The organism is Mycobacterium sp. 3519A, from assembly GCF_900240945.1.
In the GTDB taxonomy this organism is placed as follows: Bacteria; Actinomycetota; Actinomycetes; order Mycobacteriales; family Mycobacteriaceae; genus Mycobacterium.
Map to the genome: position 1 here is coordinate 1,921,662 of NZ_OESG01000014.1, position 18,979 is coordinate 1,940,640.

Annotated in this window: 18 protein-coding genes and 1 pseudogene; 8 read left to right on the forward strand and 11 right to left on the reverse strand. The window is 66.4% G+C overall.

The genetic code is table 11. The features are described 5' to 3' along the window. Positions 1 to 74: 74 nt before the first annotated feature. A pseudogene (locus C1A30_RS30460) lies at positions 75 to 650 on the forward strand (adenylate/guanylate cyclase domain-containing protein); the annotation flags it as partial. A 34-nt stretch (positions 651 to 684) separates the two neighbouring features. Then, positions 685 to 1,284 carry a TetR/AcrR family transcriptional regulator gene (locus C1A30_RS30465; protein ID WP_101951957.1) on the forward strand — a complete coding sequence of 200 codons (600 nt, stop codon included), beginning with the start codon at positions 685 to 687 and terminating at the stop codon, positions 1,282 to 1,284. Here C1A30_RS30465 and C1A30_RS30470 read toward each other — a convergent pair. After that, entirely contained in the window at positions 1,235 to 2,728 is a 1,494-nt protein-coding gene (locus C1A30_RS30470; protein WP_101951958.1) for an NAD(P)/FAD-dependent oxidoreductase, read from the reverse strand. The genes C1A30_RS30465 and C1A30_RS30470 overlap by 50 nt on opposite strands. 157 nt (positions 2,729 to 2,885) lie before the next feature. Here C1A30_RS30470 and C1A30_RS30475 point away from each other — a divergent pair, with 157 nt between their 5' ends. From C1A30_RS30475 to C1A30_RS30490, 4 genes are all read left to right on the forward strand, one after another. Continuing rightward, a complete protein-coding gene (locus C1A30_RS30475) occupies positions 2,886 to 4,241 on the forward strand; it encodes a cytochrome P450 (protein ID WP_101951959.1) in 1,356 nt (451 codons plus the stop codon). Continuing rightward, complete coding sequence (locus tag C1A30_RS30480) at positions 4,238 to 5,149, forward strand: alpha/beta fold hydrolase (protein ID WP_101951960.1); 912 nt, start codon at positions 4,238 to 4,240, stop codon at positions 5,147 to 5,149. Before C1A30_RS30475 ends, C1A30_RS30480 begins: the two co-directional genes overlap by 4 nt. A 49-nt stretch (positions 5,150 to 5,198) precedes the next feature. Further along, positions 5,199 to 6,059: an SDR family oxidoreductase gene (locus C1A30_RS30485; protein ID WP_101951961.1), complete on the forward strand. Its 861-nt coding sequence runs from the start codon at positions 5,199 to 5,201 to the stop codon at positions 6,057 to 6,059. A 64-nt stretch (positions 6,060 to 6,123) separates the two neighbouring features. Then, entirely contained in the window at positions 6,124 to 7,128 is a 1,005-nt protein-coding gene (locus C1A30_RS30490; RefSeq protein WP_101951962.1) for a medium chain dehydrogenase/reductase family protein, read from the forward strand. A gap of 3 nt (positions 7,129 to 7,131) precedes the next feature. Here C1A30_RS30490 and C1A30_RS30495 read toward each other — a convergent pair whose 3' ends face one another. The 10 genes from C1A30_RS30495 to C1A30_RS30540 all read right to left on the reverse strand — a co-directional run bounded on the left by C1A30_RS30495 (position 7,132) and on the right by C1A30_RS30540 (position 16,676). Continuing rightward, positions 7,132 to 7,923, reverse strand: a complete 792-nt coding sequence (locus C1A30_RS30495; protein ID WP_101951963.1) for an alpha/beta hydrolase — start codon at positions 7,921 to 7,923, stop codon at positions 7,132 to 7,134. A gap of 5 nt (positions 7,924 to 7,928) precedes the next feature. Beyond that, positions 7,929 to 8,606: a type 1 glutamine amidotransferase domain-containing protein gene (locus C1A30_RS30500; RefSeq protein ID WP_101951964.1), complete on the reverse strand. Its 678-nt coding sequence runs from the start codon at positions 8,604 to 8,606 to the stop codon at positions 7,929 to 7,931. A gap of 17 nt (positions 8,607 to 8,623) precedes the next feature. Beyond that, complete coding sequence (locus C1A30_RS30505; RefSeq protein WP_101951965.1) at positions 8,624 to 9,694, reverse strand: NAD(P)-dependent alcohol dehydrogenase; 1,071 nt, start codon at positions 9,692 to 9,694, stop codon at positions 8,624 to 8,626. A 54-nt stretch (positions 9,695 to 9,748) separates the two neighbouring features. Further along, the gene (locus tag C1A30_RS30510; protein WP_235010270.1) at positions 9,749 to 12,916 is read right to left on the reverse strand and encodes a BTAD domain-containing putative transcriptional regulator; all 3,168 of its coding nucleotides are present in this window, start codon (positions 12,914 to 12,916) and stop codon (positions 9,749 to 9,751) included. 118 nt (positions 12,917 to 13,034) lie between these two features. Continuing rightward, a complete protein-coding gene (locus C1A30_RS30515; protein WP_101951966.1) occupies positions 13,035 to 13,811 on the reverse strand; it encodes an MBL fold metallo-hydrolase in 777 nt (258 codons plus the stop codon). After that, a complete protein-coding gene (locus C1A30_RS30520; RefSeq protein WP_101951967.1) occupies positions 13,808 to 14,431 on the reverse strand; it encodes a TetR/AcrR family transcriptional regulator in 624 nt (207 codons plus the stop codon). The genes C1A30_RS30515 and C1A30_RS30520 overlap by 4 nt, the downstream gene beginning before the upstream one ends. Next, positions 14,424 to 14,891 carry an ester cyclase gene (locus C1A30_RS30525; RefSeq protein ID WP_101951968.1) on the reverse strand — a complete coding sequence of 156 codons (468 nt, stop codon included), beginning with the start codon at positions 14,889 to 14,891 and terminating at the stop codon, positions 14,424 to 14,426. Before C1A30_RS30525 ends, C1A30_RS30520 begins: the two co-directional genes overlap by 8 nt. Before the next feature lie 72 nt (positions 14,892 to 14,963). After that, entirely contained in the window at positions 14,964 to 15,386 is a 423-nt protein-coding gene (locus tag C1A30_RS30530; protein WP_101951969.1) for an SRPBCC family protein, read from the reverse strand. 8 nt (positions 15,387 to 15,394) lie between these two features. Continuing rightward, positions 15,395 to 16,183 carry an MBL fold metallo-hydrolase gene (locus tag C1A30_RS30535; RefSeq protein ID WP_101951970.1) on the reverse strand — a complete coding sequence of 263 codons (789 nt, stop codon included), beginning with the start codon at positions 16,181 to 16,183 and terminating at the stop codon, positions 15,395 to 15,397. A 10-nt stretch (positions 16,184 to 16,193) separates the two neighbouring features. Next, a complete protein-coding gene (locus C1A30_RS30540) occupies positions 16,194 to 16,676 on the reverse strand; it encodes a DUF2834 domain-containing protein (protein ID WP_101951971.1) in 483 nt (160 codons plus the stop codon). 69 nt (positions 16,677 to 16,745) lie between these two features. On the opposite strand from C1A30_RS30540, the gene C1A30_RS30545 reads away from it, so the two are divergent. Together C1A30_RS30545 and C1A30_RS30550 are read left to right on the forward strand one after the other, a co-directional pair. Then, positions 16,746 to 17,351: a TetR/AcrR family transcriptional regulator gene (locus tag C1A30_RS30545; protein ID WP_101951972.1), complete on the forward strand. Its 606-nt coding sequence runs from the start codon at positions 16,746 to 16,748 to the stop codon at positions 17,349 to 17,351. Positions 17,352 to 17,405: 54 nt separating this feature from the next. After that, positions 17,406 to 18,962 carry an NAD(P)/FAD-dependent oxidoreductase gene (locus tag C1A30_RS30550; protein ID WP_101951973.1) on the forward strand — a complete coding sequence of 519 codons (1,557 nt, stop codon included), beginning with the start codon at positions 17,406 to 17,408 and terminating at the stop codon, positions 18,960 to 18,962. Positions 18,963 to 18,979: the final 17 nt, after the last annotated feature.

An 18,979-nucleotide genomic window follows, 5' to 3' on the forward strand; every position in this document is an offset into this window, starting at 1 on the left:
TCGTGTTGTGCGCACGGTAGCTAACGCCGACCGGGGCCAGCAGGATGAAAGTCATCGTCGAACTGGGGGCAGACATGACGATCACCATGAGCACGTTGAGTGCGACAGACGCCGACGAACTGTTACCGACCGGCACCGTGACACTGCTGCTGGCCGACATCGAAGGCTCCACCCGACTCTGGGAATCTCAGCCCGAGCGGATGGCGACCGCCCTGGCCGCCATGGATCAAGTGGTGGCCGACGTCGTCGGCGCCACCAACGGTGTGTGCCCGGTGGCCCAGGGCGAGGGAGACAGCTTCGTGGTGGCATTCACCCGTGCCGCCGACGGAGTGGCATGCGCATTGGCGCTACAACGGGCCGCCTTGTCACCGATTCGGCTTCGGATCGGTCTGCACACGGGTGAAGTGATGCTGCGCGATCCCGGCAACTACATGGGGCCGACGATCAACCGGGCCGCCCGGTTGCGTGAGCTCGCCCACGGCGGACAAACCCTATTGTCCGGTGCGACAAGCGATCTCGTTCACGCCGCACTACCCGATCAGGCGTGGTTGACACGTTTGGGTTGCCATCGGCTTCGTGATCTGACGCGTCCCGAGCGGGTGGCGCAGCTGTGCCATCCCGACCTGGTCAACGACTTTCCGCCGCTGCGCCGCAGTACGATGCCAGTGACATGAAAGGCATTGAGTGACGGCAGCCGCCGGGCGGCGTGACGAGGACGCGAGCAATTTCCGCCAACGCCTGCTCGACGCCCTCGAAGCGTCGATCGCCGAGGACGGTTATTCGCGTACCACTGTCGCCGATATCGTGCGCCGGGCGCGTACCTCACGACGGACCTTCTACGAACACTTCGACAGCAGGGAAGCGTGCTTCGTCGCTTTGCTCACCGATGCGAATGCGTCGCAGATCCGGCAGATCTCGGCGGCGGTCGATCCGCACGCCCCGTGGCGAACGCAGGTGCGGCAGGCAATCGAGGCCTGGGTGTCCTCCGGGGAGGCGCGGTCTCCGCTGATGTTGAGCTGGTTTCGCGACGTACCGTCACTTGGCGCGGCCGCGCGGCGGTTGCAGCGCGACGGCACAGAGCATTTCATCGAGATGGTGCAGGCGCTCGGCGGGTCCGACGAATTCCGCGCCGCCGGCGTCGGACCCGTTTCCCGACAACGGATCATCATGCTGCTCGGTGGTCTGCGTGAACTGGCCGCCATCACCGTCGAGGAGGGTGGCCGGATGAGTGATATCACCGAGGAAGCAGTTGACGCGTCGATCGCCTTGCTGAGCCCGCGGTGAACACGACGGCGTCGTCGACCGGACCGCGGCGCAGCAACCGGACATCCTTGACGTAATTCTGATGCAGCCGCCACGGCGCGCGATCGCCCTGCTTCGGCAGCTCGGCCAGGCTGCGTTTGACGTACCCCGACGCGAGGTCGAGGAACGGGTTGGCAGCCGTCGCACCTGCGGCATCCGGCGTCACCGCGGTGTAGCCGCTTCGGTCCATGTGCCTGAGCAGTCGACACACGTATTCGGCCACCAGATCGGCCTTCAGCGTCCACGACGCGTTGGTGTAGCCGATCGTCCACGCGAAGTTCGGCACACCCGAGAGCATCATGCCCTTGTAGGACACCGTATTCGACAGATCCACGGCGCGGCCGTCGACCTCGAGGTGCATTCCACCGATGGCGAGCAGATTCAACCCGGTGGCGCTGACGACGATGTCGGCTGCCAACTCTGCACCGGATTGCAGGCGGATGCCGGATTCGGTGAACGTGTCGATGTGGTCGGTGACGACGGATGCGCGCCCGTCGCGGATGGCGGTGAACAGATCACCGTCGGGCACCAGACACATGCGTTGGTCCCACGGGTTGTACGAGGGCGCGAAGTGGGTGTCGACGGCGTAGCCCTCGGGCAGTTGCTTGATCGCCGCCTTGCGCAGCATCGACTTCATCGTCTCCGGGCGGCGCCGGCTCAGGTTGAAGATGGCGATCGCCTGCAATGCGTTCTTCCACCGCACGATCGCATAGGCGAGCTTGGGTGGCAGCCATGCACGGAGGCGGTCCGCGATGGCGTCGCTGGCGGGCCGCGACGCGACGTACGTCGGCGAGCGCTGCAGCATCGTGACGTGGGCGGCCGATTCGGCCAGCGACGGCACCAGCGTCACCGCGGTGGCTCCGCTGCCGATGACGACCACCCGCTTGTCGCGGTAGTCGAGGTCTTCCGGCCAGTGCTGCGGGTGGATCACCGGGCCCCGAAAGCGTTCGACGCCAGGGAATTCCGGGCTGTAACCCTCGTCGTAGCGGTAGTAGCCGGTGCACACGTACAGAAACGACGCACTGATCGTCAGCAGTTGGTCGGTGTCGGTGCGATGCACCTCGACAGCCCAGCGTGATTCGGTGCTGTCCCAATTGGCGTTCACCACACGGTGATTCAGGCGAATGAGCTTGTCGACACCGAAATTCTGCGCGGTGTCGTGGATGTAGCGCAGGATGCTCGGCCCGTCGGCGATCGCCTTGGGGTCGGTCCACGGCGAGAACCGGTAGCCCAGCGTGAACATGTCCGAATCCGACCGGATGCCCGGGTAGCGGAACAGGTCCCAGGTGCCGCCGACGGCGCCGCGCGCCTCGAGCACCGCCACCGACTTGTCCGGACACTCCTGCCGGAGTTGGCAGGCTGCGCCGACGCCGGACAGTCCCGCGCCGACGATCAAGACATCAACTGTTTCCGCTGGTAGTGACATCGACGCCGCCTCTCGCCCGCGTTTCGGTACCGCGTTGTACCACGTTCGGTACCAGACGGTACCACTATTAGACGTGTGTTGGAAAGGGGTTGTGCAAATCGGTACTTTGACGTACCGTGAACCGGTACCTTGGAGTACCACCAACGGAGGTGATCGCATGGCCGTGGCGACCACGGACCCGGTACGGCTACCGCCGACACCGCGGATCCCGAAACTTCTGCAGGGCGTCGGCTTCGTCGCAGCCAGGGAGAAGTCCGTCGCCGCGTTGGCCAACCGCTACGGTCCGGCGTTCACGCTGCGGTTGCCGATCTTCGGCGAGACCGTGGTGGTGAGCGACCCGGCGCTGGTCAAAGACTTGTTCACCACCAACACCGACCTGGTGGGCCGGGCCGGCGTGCTCGGCGAAATGTTCGGTCCTGGCTCGACTTTCAGCCTGGACAGCACAGAACACCGCGAGCGCCGCAAGCTGCTGGTGCCGCCGTTTCACGGCAAGCGGATGACGTCCTACGAGGACATCGTCGAAGAAGAGGTGTTGCGCGAGACCGCGACATGGCCCGATGGCAGGGAATTCGAAACCATGCCGTCGATGATGCGCATCACCCTGAACGCCATACTGCGCACCGTTTTCGGCGCAGAGGGTGCAGCGCTCGACGAACTCCGTGAACTGCTGCCCGGCATGGTGCTGCACGCGTCGCGGCTGGCCGTGATGCCGCGCGTCGTGCGCCGCGACCTCGGATCGTGGAGCCCAGGCGGGAAGCTGGCGGCCCACCGTACGCGCTACGACGAGATCATCCGGCGCCTGATCGCCGACATCCGTGACGACCCGAAGTTCGCCGAGCGCAACGACGTCCTCGCCCTGCTGCTGCAGGCCCGCTACGAGGACGGCTCGCCGATCTCCGACGACCACGTCGCCGACGAACTGCTGACACTGCTCGCCGCGGGGCACGAGACGACCGCGACCACACTGGCCTGGGCTGTGGAGCGGCTGCGTCGCCACCCGCGCCTGTTGGCCGGGCTGACCGCTGAGGTCTGCGCGGGCGGTTCGGACCTGGTGCAGGCCACCATCTGGGAGGTGCAGCGCAGCCGTCCGGTGATCAACAGCACGGCGCGACTGGCCAAGGCGCGAATCCGGCTGGGCGAATGGGTGATTCCGCAGGGACACGCGATCCTGGCGAGCATCTCCCTGGCGCACGCGTCCGAGGTGAGCTTCCCCGACGCCACGACCTTCAATCCGGACCGATTCCTGGGCAATCCGCCCGACAACTATGCCTGGATCCCCTACGGGGGTGGGGTGCGCCGCTGCATCGGTGCGGCGTTCGCGAACATGGAGATGAATGTGACACTACGAACCTTGCTGCGCGAGTTCGAATTCGGCACCACCTACGCCCCCGGTGAACGCCTGCACTCACGTGGGGTGGCAACCGCACCCGCACAGGGCGGCCGCGCGGTGGTGTACCGCCGGGCGGTCAAGACGGCGCCGAGGGCCGGGCGCGCCCAGCAGGTCTCGGCGTGAGCGCCCGCGACGAAGCGCTGGTCGACGTCGGCCGCGGCATCGGGCTGTGCTACGACCAGACCGGCGACCCCGCCGATCCGCCGATCGTGTTGATCGCGGGTCTCGGCCAGCAGTTGCATTCGTGGCCAGACGATTTCGTTGCGGCGCTGGCCGTACGCGGGTTTCTGGTGACGCGGTTCGACAACCGAGACGCAGGCCGGTCGACGCACATGTCCTACCGGCCGCCGAATCCGATCGCGATGCTGCGGGGCCGCAACCAGTACCACCTGGGCGACATGGCCCGCGACACCGTCGGGCTTCTCGACGCGCTCGGTTTCTCCGACGCTCACCTGGTCGGCATCTCCATGGGCGGGATGATCGCCCAGACGGTCGCCGCGCACCATCCGGGCCGGGTCCGCACGCTGACGTCGATCATGTCGAACACGGGAGCGCGCAAGGTGGGCCGTCCTGCAATGTCGACGTGGCGGCGGATGCTGACCGCGCGACCCCCGCGGACGCGTGCCGAGGCGATGGACCGCGCAGCGAACATGTTCGCGCACATCGGCTCTCACGGGTTTCCGTTCGACGAGAATGCCGTGCGGGAATACGCGGGCATCGCGTGGGATCGGGATCCCAGCCCCGCGGGCATCGCCCGTCAACTGGCGGGCATCTTCGCCTCGGGCGACCGCACCGCCGAACTGCGCCACATCGACGTGCCGACACTCGTCATCCACGGCGACCGCGACCGCATGGTGCACCCCACCGGAGGCGCTGCGACGGCGCGGGCCATCCCCGGCGCCCGCCTGGAGACCATCGTCGGGCTCGGCCACGATCTGCCCATCGGGGCGTGGGGCCGGATCATCGACCTGATCACCGAGCACGCCACCTTCTCACCAGCCACCCACACCGCCTCGGAGGAGCACGCATGAGCAACCGAAGACGACAACGAGCGAGGACCGCAGCGAAGAGGGGTCGAGCATGAGTAAGAGGACCATCAGCGGCCGCACGGTCGTCATCAGCGGAGCGGCTTCCGGCATCGGCCGGGCTCTGGCGCAACGGCTTTCGGCTCGCGGCTGCCCCGTCGCGATCACCGACATCGACGAAAAGGGACTCAAGGAGACGGAGGCGTCACTGAGCGGCCCGACGCTGCTGCGGGTGCTCGACGTAGCCGACGCTGGGGCGCAACGCGACTTCGCGGCCGAGGTGCGCGACTGGGCGCCGAAGCCGATCGGCGCGGTGTTCAACAACGCGGGCGTCGCCACGTCCTCCAGCGTGCTCGACACCATCCCCGAGGACGACGACTGGCTGTGGAACATCAACTTCCACGGCGTCGTCAACGGCACAAGGGCATTCCTGCCGATCCTCGTCGAGCAGAACGACGGCGCGATCGTCAACACGTCCAGCGTGTTCGGTCTGGTCGGCATGCCCAACCAAAGCGCCTACTGTGCAGCCAAATTCGCTGTCCGCGGCTTCACCGATTCGCTGCGCCAGGAGTTGCGCGGCACCGGCGTCACCGCCATCAACGTCCACCCCGGCGGCATCAACACCAACATCGTGCGAAACGCCCGGTGGCGTAAGGACCCCGAAGGCCGCGGCCGCAGCCACGAGCAGATGGTGCAGGAGTTCGCCGCGATCACACTCACCCAGCCGGACAAGGCCGCCGAGATCATCCATCGCGGTGTGGAACAGGGCAAAGCCCGCATCCTGGTGGGTCCGGACGCGTATCTGTTCGACGCGCTCGGACGGTTGGCCCCCACGCGTTACTACGACATCCTCGGTCGACTCGAATCGGTGTTGCGCCGCCGGACCAACAGCGCAGCCGAGGCCACCGTCTCGTGAGTGCCGTGGTCGTGCCGCCCGCGGCGAAAGCCGCACAGCGCAGCGCGCGCGTTGGTGCGTGAGCATGCGCGCGGTCGTCATCACCAAGCACGGTGACCTGTCGGTGCTCCAAGTGCAGGACCGTCCCGACCCTCCACCACCAGGCCACGGGCAGGTACGCATTGCGGTGCGCGCGGCCGGGGTCAACTTCGCCGACCATCTCGCCCGGGTCGGGCTGTATCCCGACGCGCCAAAGCCACCCATGGTCGTCGGCTACGAGGTCGCCGGCACTATCGAGGCGGTCGGCGGCGGCGTGGACCCCGCCCGGGTGGGGCAGCGGGTGTTCGCGGGTACCCGGTTCGGCGGCTACGCGGAGATCGTCAATGTCAGGGCGGACGACGCTGTGCCACTGCCTGATTCGCTGACCTTCGAGCAGGGCGCCGCGATCCCGGTCAACTATGCGACGGCGTGGGCGGCGCTGCATGGTTACGGGTCACTGCGGGCCGGCGAGCGCGTGCTGATCCACGCGGCGGCAGGCGGAGTCGGCATTGCGGCCATCCAGTTGGCCAAGGCTGCCGGGGCCGAGGTGCACGGTACGGCCTCGCCGGGCAAGCACGCGCGACTCGCCGAGTTGGGCGTCGACCGCGCGATCGACTACCGCCGCGACGGGTGGTGGAAAGGGTTGCCGCCCTACGACATCGTGCTGGACGCGATCGGCGGCACCTCGCTCAAGCGGTCGTATCAGTTGTTGCGGCCCGGCGGCCGGCTTGTCGGATACGGCGCATCCGCGATGCAGCAGGGCGAGAAGCGGTCGTTGCGTACCGCGTTACCGCAATTGTTGTCGATGCTGCGCGGGTTCAACCTGATCAAGCAGCTGTCGGAGTCGAAGAGTTTGATCGGGCTCAACATGCTCGCATTGTGGGACGACCGCGGCACGCTGCAACCCTGGATCGAGCCGCTGTCCACCGCACTGGCCGACGGCATCGTTGCACCAGTCGTACACGCCGCGGTGCCGTTCGCCGATGCCCGCGAAGCCCACCGCATCCTGGCGGCGCGCGAGAATGTGGGCAAGGTCGTACTGGTGCCCTGACGGCTAGGAGAAGCCGTTCTTGGTGAGCCATGTCAGGGCGACGTCGGCGACTTCGGTCCAACGGTGATCAACGGTCAGCGAGTGCCCGGCTCCGTTGAATTCGTGAAATTCCGTGGTGGCCGTCGACGTCGCGTATCTCTTGAATGCGGCTCGAACGCTCACAAGGGGGACGGTGTGGTCTTCGGTGCCGGCCGTCATCAGCAGCGGACCCCTCGTCGTATTCGCAGTGGCGACCTTCGCGGGGGAATTCGGGACGAAGTTCGCGACCGCGGCTTCGAACAGCGGTTTGCCCGGTGAGGGAATCGCCCATCGGTCCCACAGCGAATCGGACTCCGCTTCGGTCAACGCATTGCCGAATCCGTAGCGGAACTGGCTGCGTGTCAACGCTTTTGCGCGCCTGAAATTCAGTGGATTGCGCAGTACCGGGAATGCCGACCGCAGTTGGGCGAGCGGCACTGGTTTGACGCCCTTGATCGGGGCGGGATCGATGGCCACCGCCGCCGCGACCTTGTTCTCGCCGAGTAGTTTCTGGGCGATCAGGCCGCCGAACGAGTGGCCGATCGCGGCTGGTGGACCATCGAACTGCTCGATGACAGCGGCGAAGTGCTCGGTGAGCTGGCGGATGCCGAAACCGGCTTGCGGATTGGGGTTCTCGCGCGTCGCAGCCACAGTTTCGGCCTCGCCAGGCCAACGCGGTGCGATCGCTCGGTACCCATTGGTGGTGAAGTGCTCGATCCACGGTTGCCACGCGGTGTGCGAGATCCACAATCCGTGGATGAAAACCACGTCGGTCACGGGCGCTACCGCGCGAGCTGCAACATCGCGTCGGCGACGCCGTGCGCCGACGCCGGATTCTGCCCGGTGACCAGCAGACCGTCCGTGATGACAAACGGCTCGAAGTCAGCCACCTTCTCGTACTTGGCGCCGAGCCTGATCAGTTCGTCCTCGACGAGAAAGGGAACGACATCGGTGAGGCCCATCGCGGCCTCCTCCCCGTTGGTGAACCCGGCTACGTGTCGACCTTCGACCAAAGGCCGACCGTCGGGCAGTTTGGCGTTGATGAACACGGCGGGCGCGTGACAGACTGCAGCGACGATTTTGTCGGCAGCGACATAGTTTTCGATCAGCGCTATCGACTGTGGGTCTGCGGCCAGGTCGTACATCGGGCCGTGGCCGCCAGGGTAGAACACGGCGTCGAAGTCCTGAGGGGATATCGCGTCCAACCGGCTGGTGTTGGCCAGCACATCCTGGGCGTGTTCGTCACCCGCGAAACGGCGCGACGATTCGGTGTCGAACGGCGGTCGGGTGCTTTTCGGGTCGACCGGTGGTTTACCGCCCTTCGGAGACGCGAGAGTGACGTCGTGACCGTTGTCAGTGAACACGTAGTACGGTCCGGCGAGCTCTTCGTCCCAATAACCTGTCGGTACGTCGGTGCCGTCGAGCCGGTCGTGCGATGTCACCACGATCAAGATCTTCATGTCATTCCTCCACGGATTCAGTCGAAGACGATGACGGCACGGCCGACGATCTCGCCGCGCGCCAGTGCTTCGAGGTTTTCGTTGACGTCGTCCAAACTGACCGGTGTGACGGTGTGCTTGATGAGTCCCTCGCTCGCGAGTGAGAGCACCTCGGCCAGGTCGTCGTAATTTCCCCAGAACGAGCCGAAATACGACTTCTCCCCGTTGGTGAAGGGAAGCAGCGGCAAAACCACCTTTTGTCCCATCAGGCCGACGGAGGTGAGCGCGCCCTCCCTGGCCAGGATGGCCGCTCCCAACTCCAATGACTCCTCAGCGGCGGCACAGTCCAGGACCGCGTCGGCGTCACGCCGGCCGGTCAGTTCTTCGAGAGCGTCCTGAACCTCTGCCGCGGACTTGTCGCGGGTGTTGACGGTGTGGTGTGCACCGTTTTCCTTTGCCAGAGCGAGCTTTTCCGCACTGCGAGCGAAGGCCACGACGGTCGCACCGCCACCCAGTAGGCGGGCGTACTGGACCCCGTAGCTGCCGAGACCGCCGATGCCGTTCACCACAACCGTGCGGCCCGCGCCGAGTTTTCCCGCTTGCCGCAGCTTCTTCATTCCCCGGTACGGGGTGAGTCCGGCGTCGGTCAGCGGTGCCAGTGTCTCGGGCCGCGGATCGAGACCGTCCGGGACCTTGATGACATGGCGATAGGGGACAGGCATGTACTCCGCGAAACCGCCTGGCGGACCGAATCCCGCCATCTGGCCGTTACCGCATATCTGTTCGTTGCCTTCCCGGCACTGTCTGCACGTTCCGTCGCCCCAATTCGGGTTGACCACCACCAGGTCGCCTTCCGCAAGGCTCGCGGAACGCGGCACACCGGCCCCGGTGGACGCGATCCGGCCGGCCACTTCGTGACCCGGCGTGATCGGAGCCGTCAGCGGCGCGCCCTGTGCGAAATAACCCTCGATGAGCTGACAGTCGCTGCGGCACATACCTGTTGCCGACACCTTCACCAGCACGTCCTCCGCGCCTGTGACGGGTACGTCGACTTCTTCCAGTCGCAACGGTTGGTGATATCCGTGCAATCGAGCGGCTCGCATCTGCATGAGCCGAAGGTAACTGGACGGTGTTTACAACCAGTGGATGCTCAGTGGACGCCGCTACCGCAGTCCGGCGAGAAGCTCATCGGCGCGGTGGGCGAACAAATGCGCTCCCCGGTCGGCCGACAAAGCGCGGACCTTCTCGGCCGCTGCCCGGACCGCGGACACGGGTGCGCCGCGCGCGTGCAGCAGTCGCGCCCGCAATAGCAGGATGAGTCCCTCCGGGTACCGCTGTCCGTAGGCGTTGAGATAGAAGTCGGCCCTGTCCAGGGCTGCGGCGGCTTCGTCCGTCGCGCCCGTCGCGAGGTGCATCTCACCGAGCAGCGCATACCAGGTGGCGACACACGAACGTGGCGGGTCGAGAAGGTTCGCCGCGATGACACGCTGGGCCTCTGCGATGGCGGCGGCTGGGTTCTCGCCTGCCAGTGCCAGCGCCCAGCATCGGGCCAGTCGTTGGTAGGTGCCGAGGAACACGAAGGAGAAGCCTTCATCCACCGCGATTCCGCGCTCGGCCCCGCGCAGCGCCCATTGCGAGTCGCCGATCACCGAGGCGGTTCGCGCAACCATGGTGGCCCACACCGTGATTCGGTAGGGGTTGTCGCCCGCGACGGCCTCGAGCTTGTCGAGAAGCACCCGTGCGGCCTCGACGTCGCCGTGTAATGCCGTGATCTCGGCGAGCATGCCCGTCATGAGCAATTGCAGGTCGGCGCGGACCGGATCCTCGTCACGGCGCGCGAGCCCCGCGAGCAGCGGCTGCTCGAACTGGCTGACGTACCTGAACCCTTCGCCGACATTGCCGGCATGTGACTGTTGAATGCCCCAGGCCTGCAAGCCATAGAGCCGCATGGTCGGATCAGATGACGCATAGCCGCCTTCGAGCAATCGGCGGGCCAGCGGGCCGCTGCGGTCGAGTTCGATCGCCTGCACGTGAGCGGTCCATCGTGAGAAGAGGAAGGCGGCGGCCTCCACCTCTCGGCCGAGGGTGCGCGCCAGATGCTCGGCGCGCTCCAACAGGTCGAGTGCCGCCGTGCCGTACATCTGACGCATCCCGACGACCGCAACCAGCTGGGAGAGTGCGGACAGTTCCAGCTCCGTCAGACCGGCATTGCGCGCAACTTGGACGGCGGACCGCAGTAGCCGCTCGGCCGCTTCCAACGCGGATTTCGTTGCGGCGCAACTGCCCGCGCGCACCAGCGCACTTGCGGTTCGGGCCGGCTCGGCCAGCGGGCCCGCCGACCACAAGTGGTAGGCGAGTCGTTCCGCGACCGATTCGTCGTCTGCGCCGGTGCGCTCGAGCGAGTCCGCGATGCGCACATGTAGTCGGGTGGCGCGTCGCGGCGGCGTGCTCTCGGCAACCGACTGGCGGACCAGGTCGTGCGTGAAACGGTAGGAGTAGGGATTCCCGGGCGTCGCTTCGAGAAAGCCGAGCGCCTCCAGCGGCTCGAGTCGGTGCAGGCAGGTTTGAACGTCGACACCGGAGGACGCGGCGAGCAGTTCGATGCTGACGTCTCTGCCGATGAGCGCGGCGGTCTGCAGTAGGTCTTCGACGCCCTCGTCGAGGCGGGTCAGCCTGTCTTGGACGACGTCCCGGACAGTGGCAGGCACACCGGCTTGCACTGCGGTGTCTGCGGCGAGCGCGCCCCCGTCGGCGAGGAACCGGGACAGCTCCCGGACGAAAAACGGATTACCCGCGGTGCGGGCGTGAATGCTGCGCGCGACGGAGGATTCGGGATCCTGGCCGGTTTCTCGGCGAACGAGTTCCGTCACCTCGGCCAGGTTGAGGGGGCCGACACGGATGCGTCGGTGGCCTGGTACCCGGCTCACGGCGGCCAGGGTTCGCGCCAACTCGGTGCCGGGTGCCGGCGCGCGGTCGCGGAGCGCACCGATGAAGAGGGTGCGGCTCGGCAGCCGAGTCGCGAGATGGCTGAACAAATGCAGCGACGCGACGTCCGCCCAGTGCAGGTCGTCGAGAACGACCACCAGCGGCTTGAGCGCCGAGGCCTGACCGACGACATCCACGACCCGCTCGAAGAGCCGGAACTGAGTTCCGCTGTCGGGAAGGACAGGTGCCGCCAAGATGCCCTCCCGTGGCTCGACGAGGCGGCCGAGGTCGCTGTCGAGCCACCGCCTTCTCGCGTCGTCGGGCAGGGTGGCCACAACGGAGCTGACGGCCTGCACCCACGGCCACATCGACGGCGTTCCCTCACCGTCGAGGCAACTGCCCCAGACGATCTGGGCGCCGCGCCGCTCCGCTTCCGAAGTGATCTGCCGCAGCAGGTGCGTCTTGCCAACGCCGGGTTCACCCTCGACGATGGCAAGCCCCACATGTCCGGCGAACGCTGACTCGACCGCCTGTCGCAGCACCGCCAGCTCGTCGACCCGACCGACCAGGCCGCCATCGGCCGAGGCCACCGTCTGGCTCAGCACCCGGCGGTGCGCGGCCTCCAGCGCCTGACCCGGATCAATCCCGATCTCTTCGGCCAGTCGGGCACGGACCCGACGAAACACTGCCAGGGCTTCTGCCTGTCGGCCCGCGGCGCCCATCGCCGTGATCAGTCCGGCCTGCACCGGCTCATGCAACGGCGCCATCGTCGCGGCGAGGTGAAGCGGTCCCAGCACGCGTTCGGGCTGGCCCAGCGACACGGCAAGATCCGTCGCCGCTGCGCACGCGTCGAAGAACTCACCGTTGAGCCCCGCGAAGATCGCCATCGCTGCGGGTCCGGGCGTCAGCCCGTCGCCAGCGGGCGCTGCCCAAAGTGCAAGGGCGTCAACGTAATAATCGAGCGCACGATGTTCTTGCCGCTCTGCGAGCGCCGCTTCCGCGGCCGCGACTGATGCGCGGAAGCCGACCAGGTCCAGCGTGTCGGGGCCTGCTGTGAACAGGTAACCGGTTCCGCGTCTCAGCAGGTGTGCACCGGCATCCCGGGGCGCGATCGTGGGGTCCAACAACCGCCGCAGGGTACCGACGTACTTGTGGATGACGTTGAGGGCGCTCACCGGCGCTTCCTGGCCCCACAGCAATTCGACCAGCTCTGTCACGCTGGTCGGCCGCCCCGCACGCGCAATGAGCAGCGCGAGCAGATGCGCCTGCTGCGGAGGTCCTGGGTCCAGTTCCACGCCGTCGCGCCAGATGCGCAATGGGCCGAGAATCTGAAGGCGCAGGGGTGCACTGGGGGCCGATCGGCCGCGCTCGTCACCGGTATCGACAGCACCGATGGGCACAGCCACGTCTGTCACTCCCGGATCGACGCCTCAGCTATTCGGCGAGCTTACTGTCAACTTGCTGTCGAGAAAAGGCGAGGCTGACCCCGGACCAGGGCGCGCGCTGCGCTGGCCCGCCACCATGCTAGGCAGTGGCGCGTGCACGCTCGAGCAAGGTCGGGTCGTGCGCGCAGACGATCAACAAGTCCGGCTCCTGGCGCGCATACAATTCGGCGAGGCGAGCATGGTTGTCCAGCACCGCTTTTCGGTCGAACGCGAACATCGTCTCCATGGCGGTCAGCGCCCGCGGCACGGTCGTTCCGTCCAGTGTGCCGTGGTGATAGAACGCATCACCGGCGTGCAGCACCCAACGATGGCCTGCGTCGACGGCCACACAGGCGTGGCCGCGGGTGTGCCCGGGTAGGGCGACCAATGCGATGCCCGGCGCGATCTCCATCAATTCCTTCGCGGCGGCGAAGCCACGCCACTTCTCGCCCCGCGGATCGTGTTCGACGATCTTCGGATTGTGTGCCCACTGCACCGAGCGGTAGCGGACCTTCTCCCGTCGCGACGGCGCCCACATCGCGCCGAGAGCCTCGGCCGCGGTGAGATGGACCTGCGCCTCGGGAAAATCGGCCAGCCCACCCGCGTGGTCCATGTCCAAGTGGGTGATGACGATGTGCCGCACGTCATTTCGCGTAAATCCGAGACCCTCGATCTGATGCGCGACGGTCTCGTCGTGCCGCAGAACCGGTCTGACCATCCGGCGGGCAGGCCCCACCCGCTTGGGATCGTCACAATCGTGACTCCCGTAGCCGCTGTCGACGAGCACGAGTCCGCTGTCTGTTTCGACGAGCAACACATGGCAGACCATCGGATGTGGCTTCGTCATCGTGCCGCAGTTGAGGTGATGGACCTTCACGGCCGCCTCCCCAGTCGGGAGGCGAGCAACTGCTCCACCTCGCCGCGCGCGGCGACCAGATCCACCTGCTCGTCCAGCAGATGTTGTAACGCGACTCCTCGCAGCATCGCGACGATCACCGTCGCCAAACCGACAGGGTCGATGTCGTCGGGCACGTCACCGGCGCTCACCGCCAACTGGATCCGCTTCTCGATCTCCTCGCGGAACTCGCGGTCGGCGGAGACCATCTGGTCTCTGACGTCCTCCGACGGCCCCGCCACCGCATCGGCCCACAACACCAGCCTGGCCCGGTTCACCGGCTGTAGGTCCGACACCACTTGAAAGTAGAAGTCGACCAGCTGGCGCAGCTGATCTAGCGGCGAATCCGATTGACTCTGTTGACTGATCGCGTCGCGGAACTGACTGGTCACCACCTCGACCAGCCGCTGCATCAACGCACCTTTCGAGCCGAAATGGTGCGTGGCCAGCCCGCGGCTGTAGCCGGCGCGCTGCCCGACATTGGCCAGCGTTACTCGGGTGGGCCCGACCTCGCCGACCAGTTCCGCAGCGGCACGCACCAACCGGCGCTCGGCGTCGATCCGGCGCTGCTCCTGGGTGCGCGGCAGCGCCGATTCAGTCACCAAGCGTCCCGGCCAGCGCGAGCAGTTCGCCGCGGCCAATCTGCGTGACCAGGCTCGCGGTGTCAAAGTAGATGCGCTCGTTGATGATTCGGTCGCCCTCGAAGAAGAACACCGCAATCAGAGGCACCCGGAACGACTTACCGGTCGGCGGCATACCGTAGAACTCGCCGAGATTTGTTCCCAGCAGCTCGAATTCGACGATCACCGCATCGTCGGAGACATGGAAGCGGGCGTTCTCGTGACGCTGGTCCGGGAACGCGGTGCGGGTGCTCAGGTAATAGCCCATCACCTCGTCGTCGCCGTCGTAGATCTGACCGGTGGCCATGATCTCGTAGCGGGGATGGCCTTCCCCGTTGGTCTTGAACGTCGCCAGGGTGGCGTCGAACTCCTTGGTCACCTCGGTGTCCATGTGCTCGCGGACGATCGCGAGGCGGCGTTGGCGGAGATCGTCAGTGATCATGGGGCCCTCCCGAGGCACTTGCTTGTTGGCGAACAAGTTACGGTACCTGGCGGTACCGCGTCAAGAATTGCGTTAGTTTTGCCGCGTGGCGGCGTGCGCGAGCATCCGTGTCAACAACTGGCAGACCGCCGCCAGTGGCGCCTTGATTAGCGGCAACCGGGCGCTGGACGTGAGCGTGTAGGTGATTTGCGTGCCCGTCCCGGCCTCGCTCAGTCGCACCTCGCCCCCGTAGCCGGGGAAAGGCACGCCGGACAGCGCTTTGTACCCGAGCAGGTGCGGCGGTTCGAACGCCACGACTTCTTCGACGAGGTCCGGTGCAGGTCCCGCGACCGCGATGCGCCGAACGGCGCCAAGGCCGTTCGGCTCGCCTGTGCCGACTTTGTCCATCGTCACCGACAGCCCGGGCGCCCATCGGCCGATCCCGACGTGATCGCTCAGCGCATCCCACACGGCGTCGATCGGTACGGCAACCGTGGTTTGTGACGTGACCTGCATTCGTCCCCCTAGGCGGTGTTCTTGGCGTGTTCGTAGAGCTTGCGGTCGTGCGAGCACACGATGAGCATGTCGGGATCACCGCTGCGGTACAACTCGACGAGGCGAGCGTGGTTGTCGTGCACCATCTTCCAATCGAACGCCGTCGCTCGTTCGAATGCGGCGAGCGACCGCGGCATGCGCGCCGTTCCATCCAGCGTGCCGTGATGAAAGTACGCGTCGCCGCAGTGCAGCACCCACCGGTGTCCGGCGTCGACCGCAACGCAGGCATGGCCTCGGGTGTGCCCCGGTAACGAAATCAGCGCGATGCCCGGCGACACCTCGTCGAGTTCCTTGGCCGCCGCGAATCCGCGCCATTTCTCACCGTCGGGCGTGTGCTCGACGATCTTGGGTCCGTGCGCCCATTGGATGGTGCGGAACCGCATCTTCTCTCCGCGGGTCGGCGTCCGCAGCGCGCCGAATGCCTCCGCGCCGGTGATGTGCACCTGGGCGTCGGGGAAATCCGCGATGCCGCCGATGTGGTCGCAATCGAAGTGCGTGATCACGATATGGCGGACGTCGTCAGCTCGAAAGCCAAGCCGCTCAACCTGTTTGACAGCGGACTCGGCAGGGTCGAGCACCGGCCGGACGAAGGTGCGGGAGGCTCCCACCCGGCGCCACGGGTCGGCGCAGTCGTGCGTTCCGAAGCCGGTGTCGACCAACGCCAGGCCGTTGTCGGTCTCGACGAGCAGGACATGACACACCATCTGCCCGCACCCGAGCGGATAAATGGTTCCGCAGTTGAGGTGGTGAACTCTCACACGTGCAGTCTCACACGCGAGATGGCACCTCGAGGTCGCTAATCTTGTGCCGATGCTGCCGCTCGACGGTCGCGAAGTAGAACGCGTAGGCGAACGCGCAGCTGGTGAACAGGCTCGATACGAAGAACAGCCACGGCCGCCGGATGCCGCGCCGGCGCCCGTCGATGATCGTGAACAACGGCAGCAGAAGGACATTGACGATCGTGTAATCGGCGCTGGCCGAGGCTGCCGCTGGGTTGACGTAACCCAGCGAGATGAACTGCGTCCAGTTCGCGCCGTCGCCCCAGAACGGGTTGGCCGAGTACCCGTACACGTATTGGACGTTGAAGTACCAGCACAGCGGCAGTGACGCCAGGCCGATCGCCCAGAACACGATCTCGAGAGTGGAGAAGCGGGCACCGCCGGGAGGCCGGTTGAAGATCTTCGGGTTCGACGCGATGGTGAACCACACGGTCACGATTCCGAGAATTGCGTGCACGACGAGGGAGACCATTTCCGGAGTGTCGCCAGCAATCCGAGTTTTGTCAATATTGACATAACTGGATTGGGGTACCTTACGCACATGGTCCGGCCTGCCCAAACGGCACGCAGCGAGCGCACCCGCGAGGCGTTGCGCCGCGCCGCCGTGGTGCGGTTCACCGCGCAGGGCATCGAGGACACGTCGGCCGAGCAGATCGCCGCCGACGCCGGCGTGTCGCTGCGGACCTTCTACCGCCACTTCGCCTCGAAGCACGATCTGCTGTTCGCCGATTACGACGCCGGCGTGCACTGGTTCCGAAAAGCGCTGGCGGAGCGCTCGGCCGACGAACCGATCATCGAATCGGTGCAGGCGGCCATCATGGCGAGGCCCTACGACGACTGGGCGGTGACCGAGATTGCCGGGCTTCGCGCGCAGGAACTCGAACCCGGCCGGATCGTCCGGCACATCCGCCAACTCGAGGTCGACTTCGCCGAGGCGATCGAGGAGCGACTCACCGGCGACAATCCGCCCAAAGCGGGTACCGACGAGCGGATGCGCATCACGGTCACCGCGCGCTGCATCGCCGCCGCGGTGTTCGGGGCGATGGAGGTCTGGATGCTGGGCGAGGATCGGTCGCTGCCCGAACTGGACCGGTTGTGCCGCGCCGCGCTGAAGTCGCTGCGGACGGGGTTGGGGGAGCTGGACTGACTCGGAGTTTTGTCAATATTGACAAAACTATCGGACCCGTGTCAGCCTCAGCCGATGACGGACTTTGACGCGATTGTCGTTGGCGCGGGTCACAACGGGCTGACTGCGGCGGTGCTGCTGCAGAAGGCCGGACTCCGCACGCTGTGCCTCGATTCCAAGCTCTACGCCGGCGGGATGGCGTCCACGGTGGAGTTGTTCGACGGATACAAATTCGAGATCGCAGGCTCGGTGCAGATTCCGACCTCGGCGGTGGTGAGCCGCGAACTCGGACTCGACGAGTTGCCGACCGTCGACCTCGACGTGATGTCGGTATCGCTGCGCGGCGTCGGCGACGAACCCCTCGTCTACTACACCGATCCGATGAAGTTGCTGACCCACATCAACGAGGTGCACGGCGCCGAGGCCGTCAACGGGATGGCCGGTCTGATGGCCTGGTGCCAAGCGCCGACGCGCGCGTTGGGGCGCTTCGACGCGGGCCAGCCACCGAAGACTCTCGATGAGATGTATGCCTGCGCGACAACTGAATTCGAGCGTTCGTCGATCACCGACCTGCTGTTCGGATCCGTCACCGATGTGATCGACCGCTATCTGCCGGACAAGGAGAAGAACGGGGCGCTGCGCGGCATGCTCGCGCTGCTGGCGTGCAACACCACCTATCGCGGTCCTGCGACTCCCGGCACCGCCGCCGCGTTGGCGTACGGCTTCGCCGTTCCCGACGAAAACGCGCTGCTGGTCAAGAAACTGCGTGGCGGCATCGGCGCGCTCACGAAGCACCTGCTCGACGTGTTCACCGCCGACGGCGGCGAGTTGCGCCTGCGCAGCAAGGTCGAGGAGATCCTGGTCGCCGACGAGCGGGTCACCGGCGTTCGCCTGGAGGACGGTACGACGCTCACCGCGCCGGTCGTGGTGTCCGGTATCGCACCCGATCTGACGGTGGGACTGGTGGACGGGGCGGCGATGCCCGCCGACATCCGGGAGCGGTTCTCCCGCATCGACCACCGCGGCAGCTACCTGCAGATGCACTTCGCACTCGACGGGATACCGGAGTTCGCCGCGCCCTACGAACTGCTGAACGACCCGGCGATGCAGTCGAACATCGGGATCTTCAGCACGCCGGAGGAACTGCAGCAGCAGTGGGAGGACTGCAGACGCGGCATCGTGCCCGCCGATCCGTCCATCGCGCTGCAGATTCCGTCGGTCAACGATCCGGGCCTCGCGCCGCCGGGCAAGCACGCCGCGTCGGCGTTCTCGCTGTGGTTCCCGATCGAAGAGGGCGACGTCGGCTACGGCGAGATGAAAGTGCAGATGGGACAACGGGTGATCGACAAGATCACGAAACTCGCGCCGAACTTCGCGGATCTGATCATCAGGCACACCACGTTCACGCCCAAGCACATGGGCACCATGTTCGGGGCGCCCGGTGGCGACTACTGCCACGGCCTGATCCATCCCGACCAGATCGGCGTCAATCGGCCGGGGCCGAAAGGCTATGTCGACCAGCCGATTCCGATCAACGGGTTGTATCTGGGCAGCGCGGGCTGCCACGGCGGACCCGGTATCACGTTCGTGCCCGGCTACAACGCGGCCAAGGCGGCGCTCGCCGACACGTAGGCGCCTCCGGGGTCCGC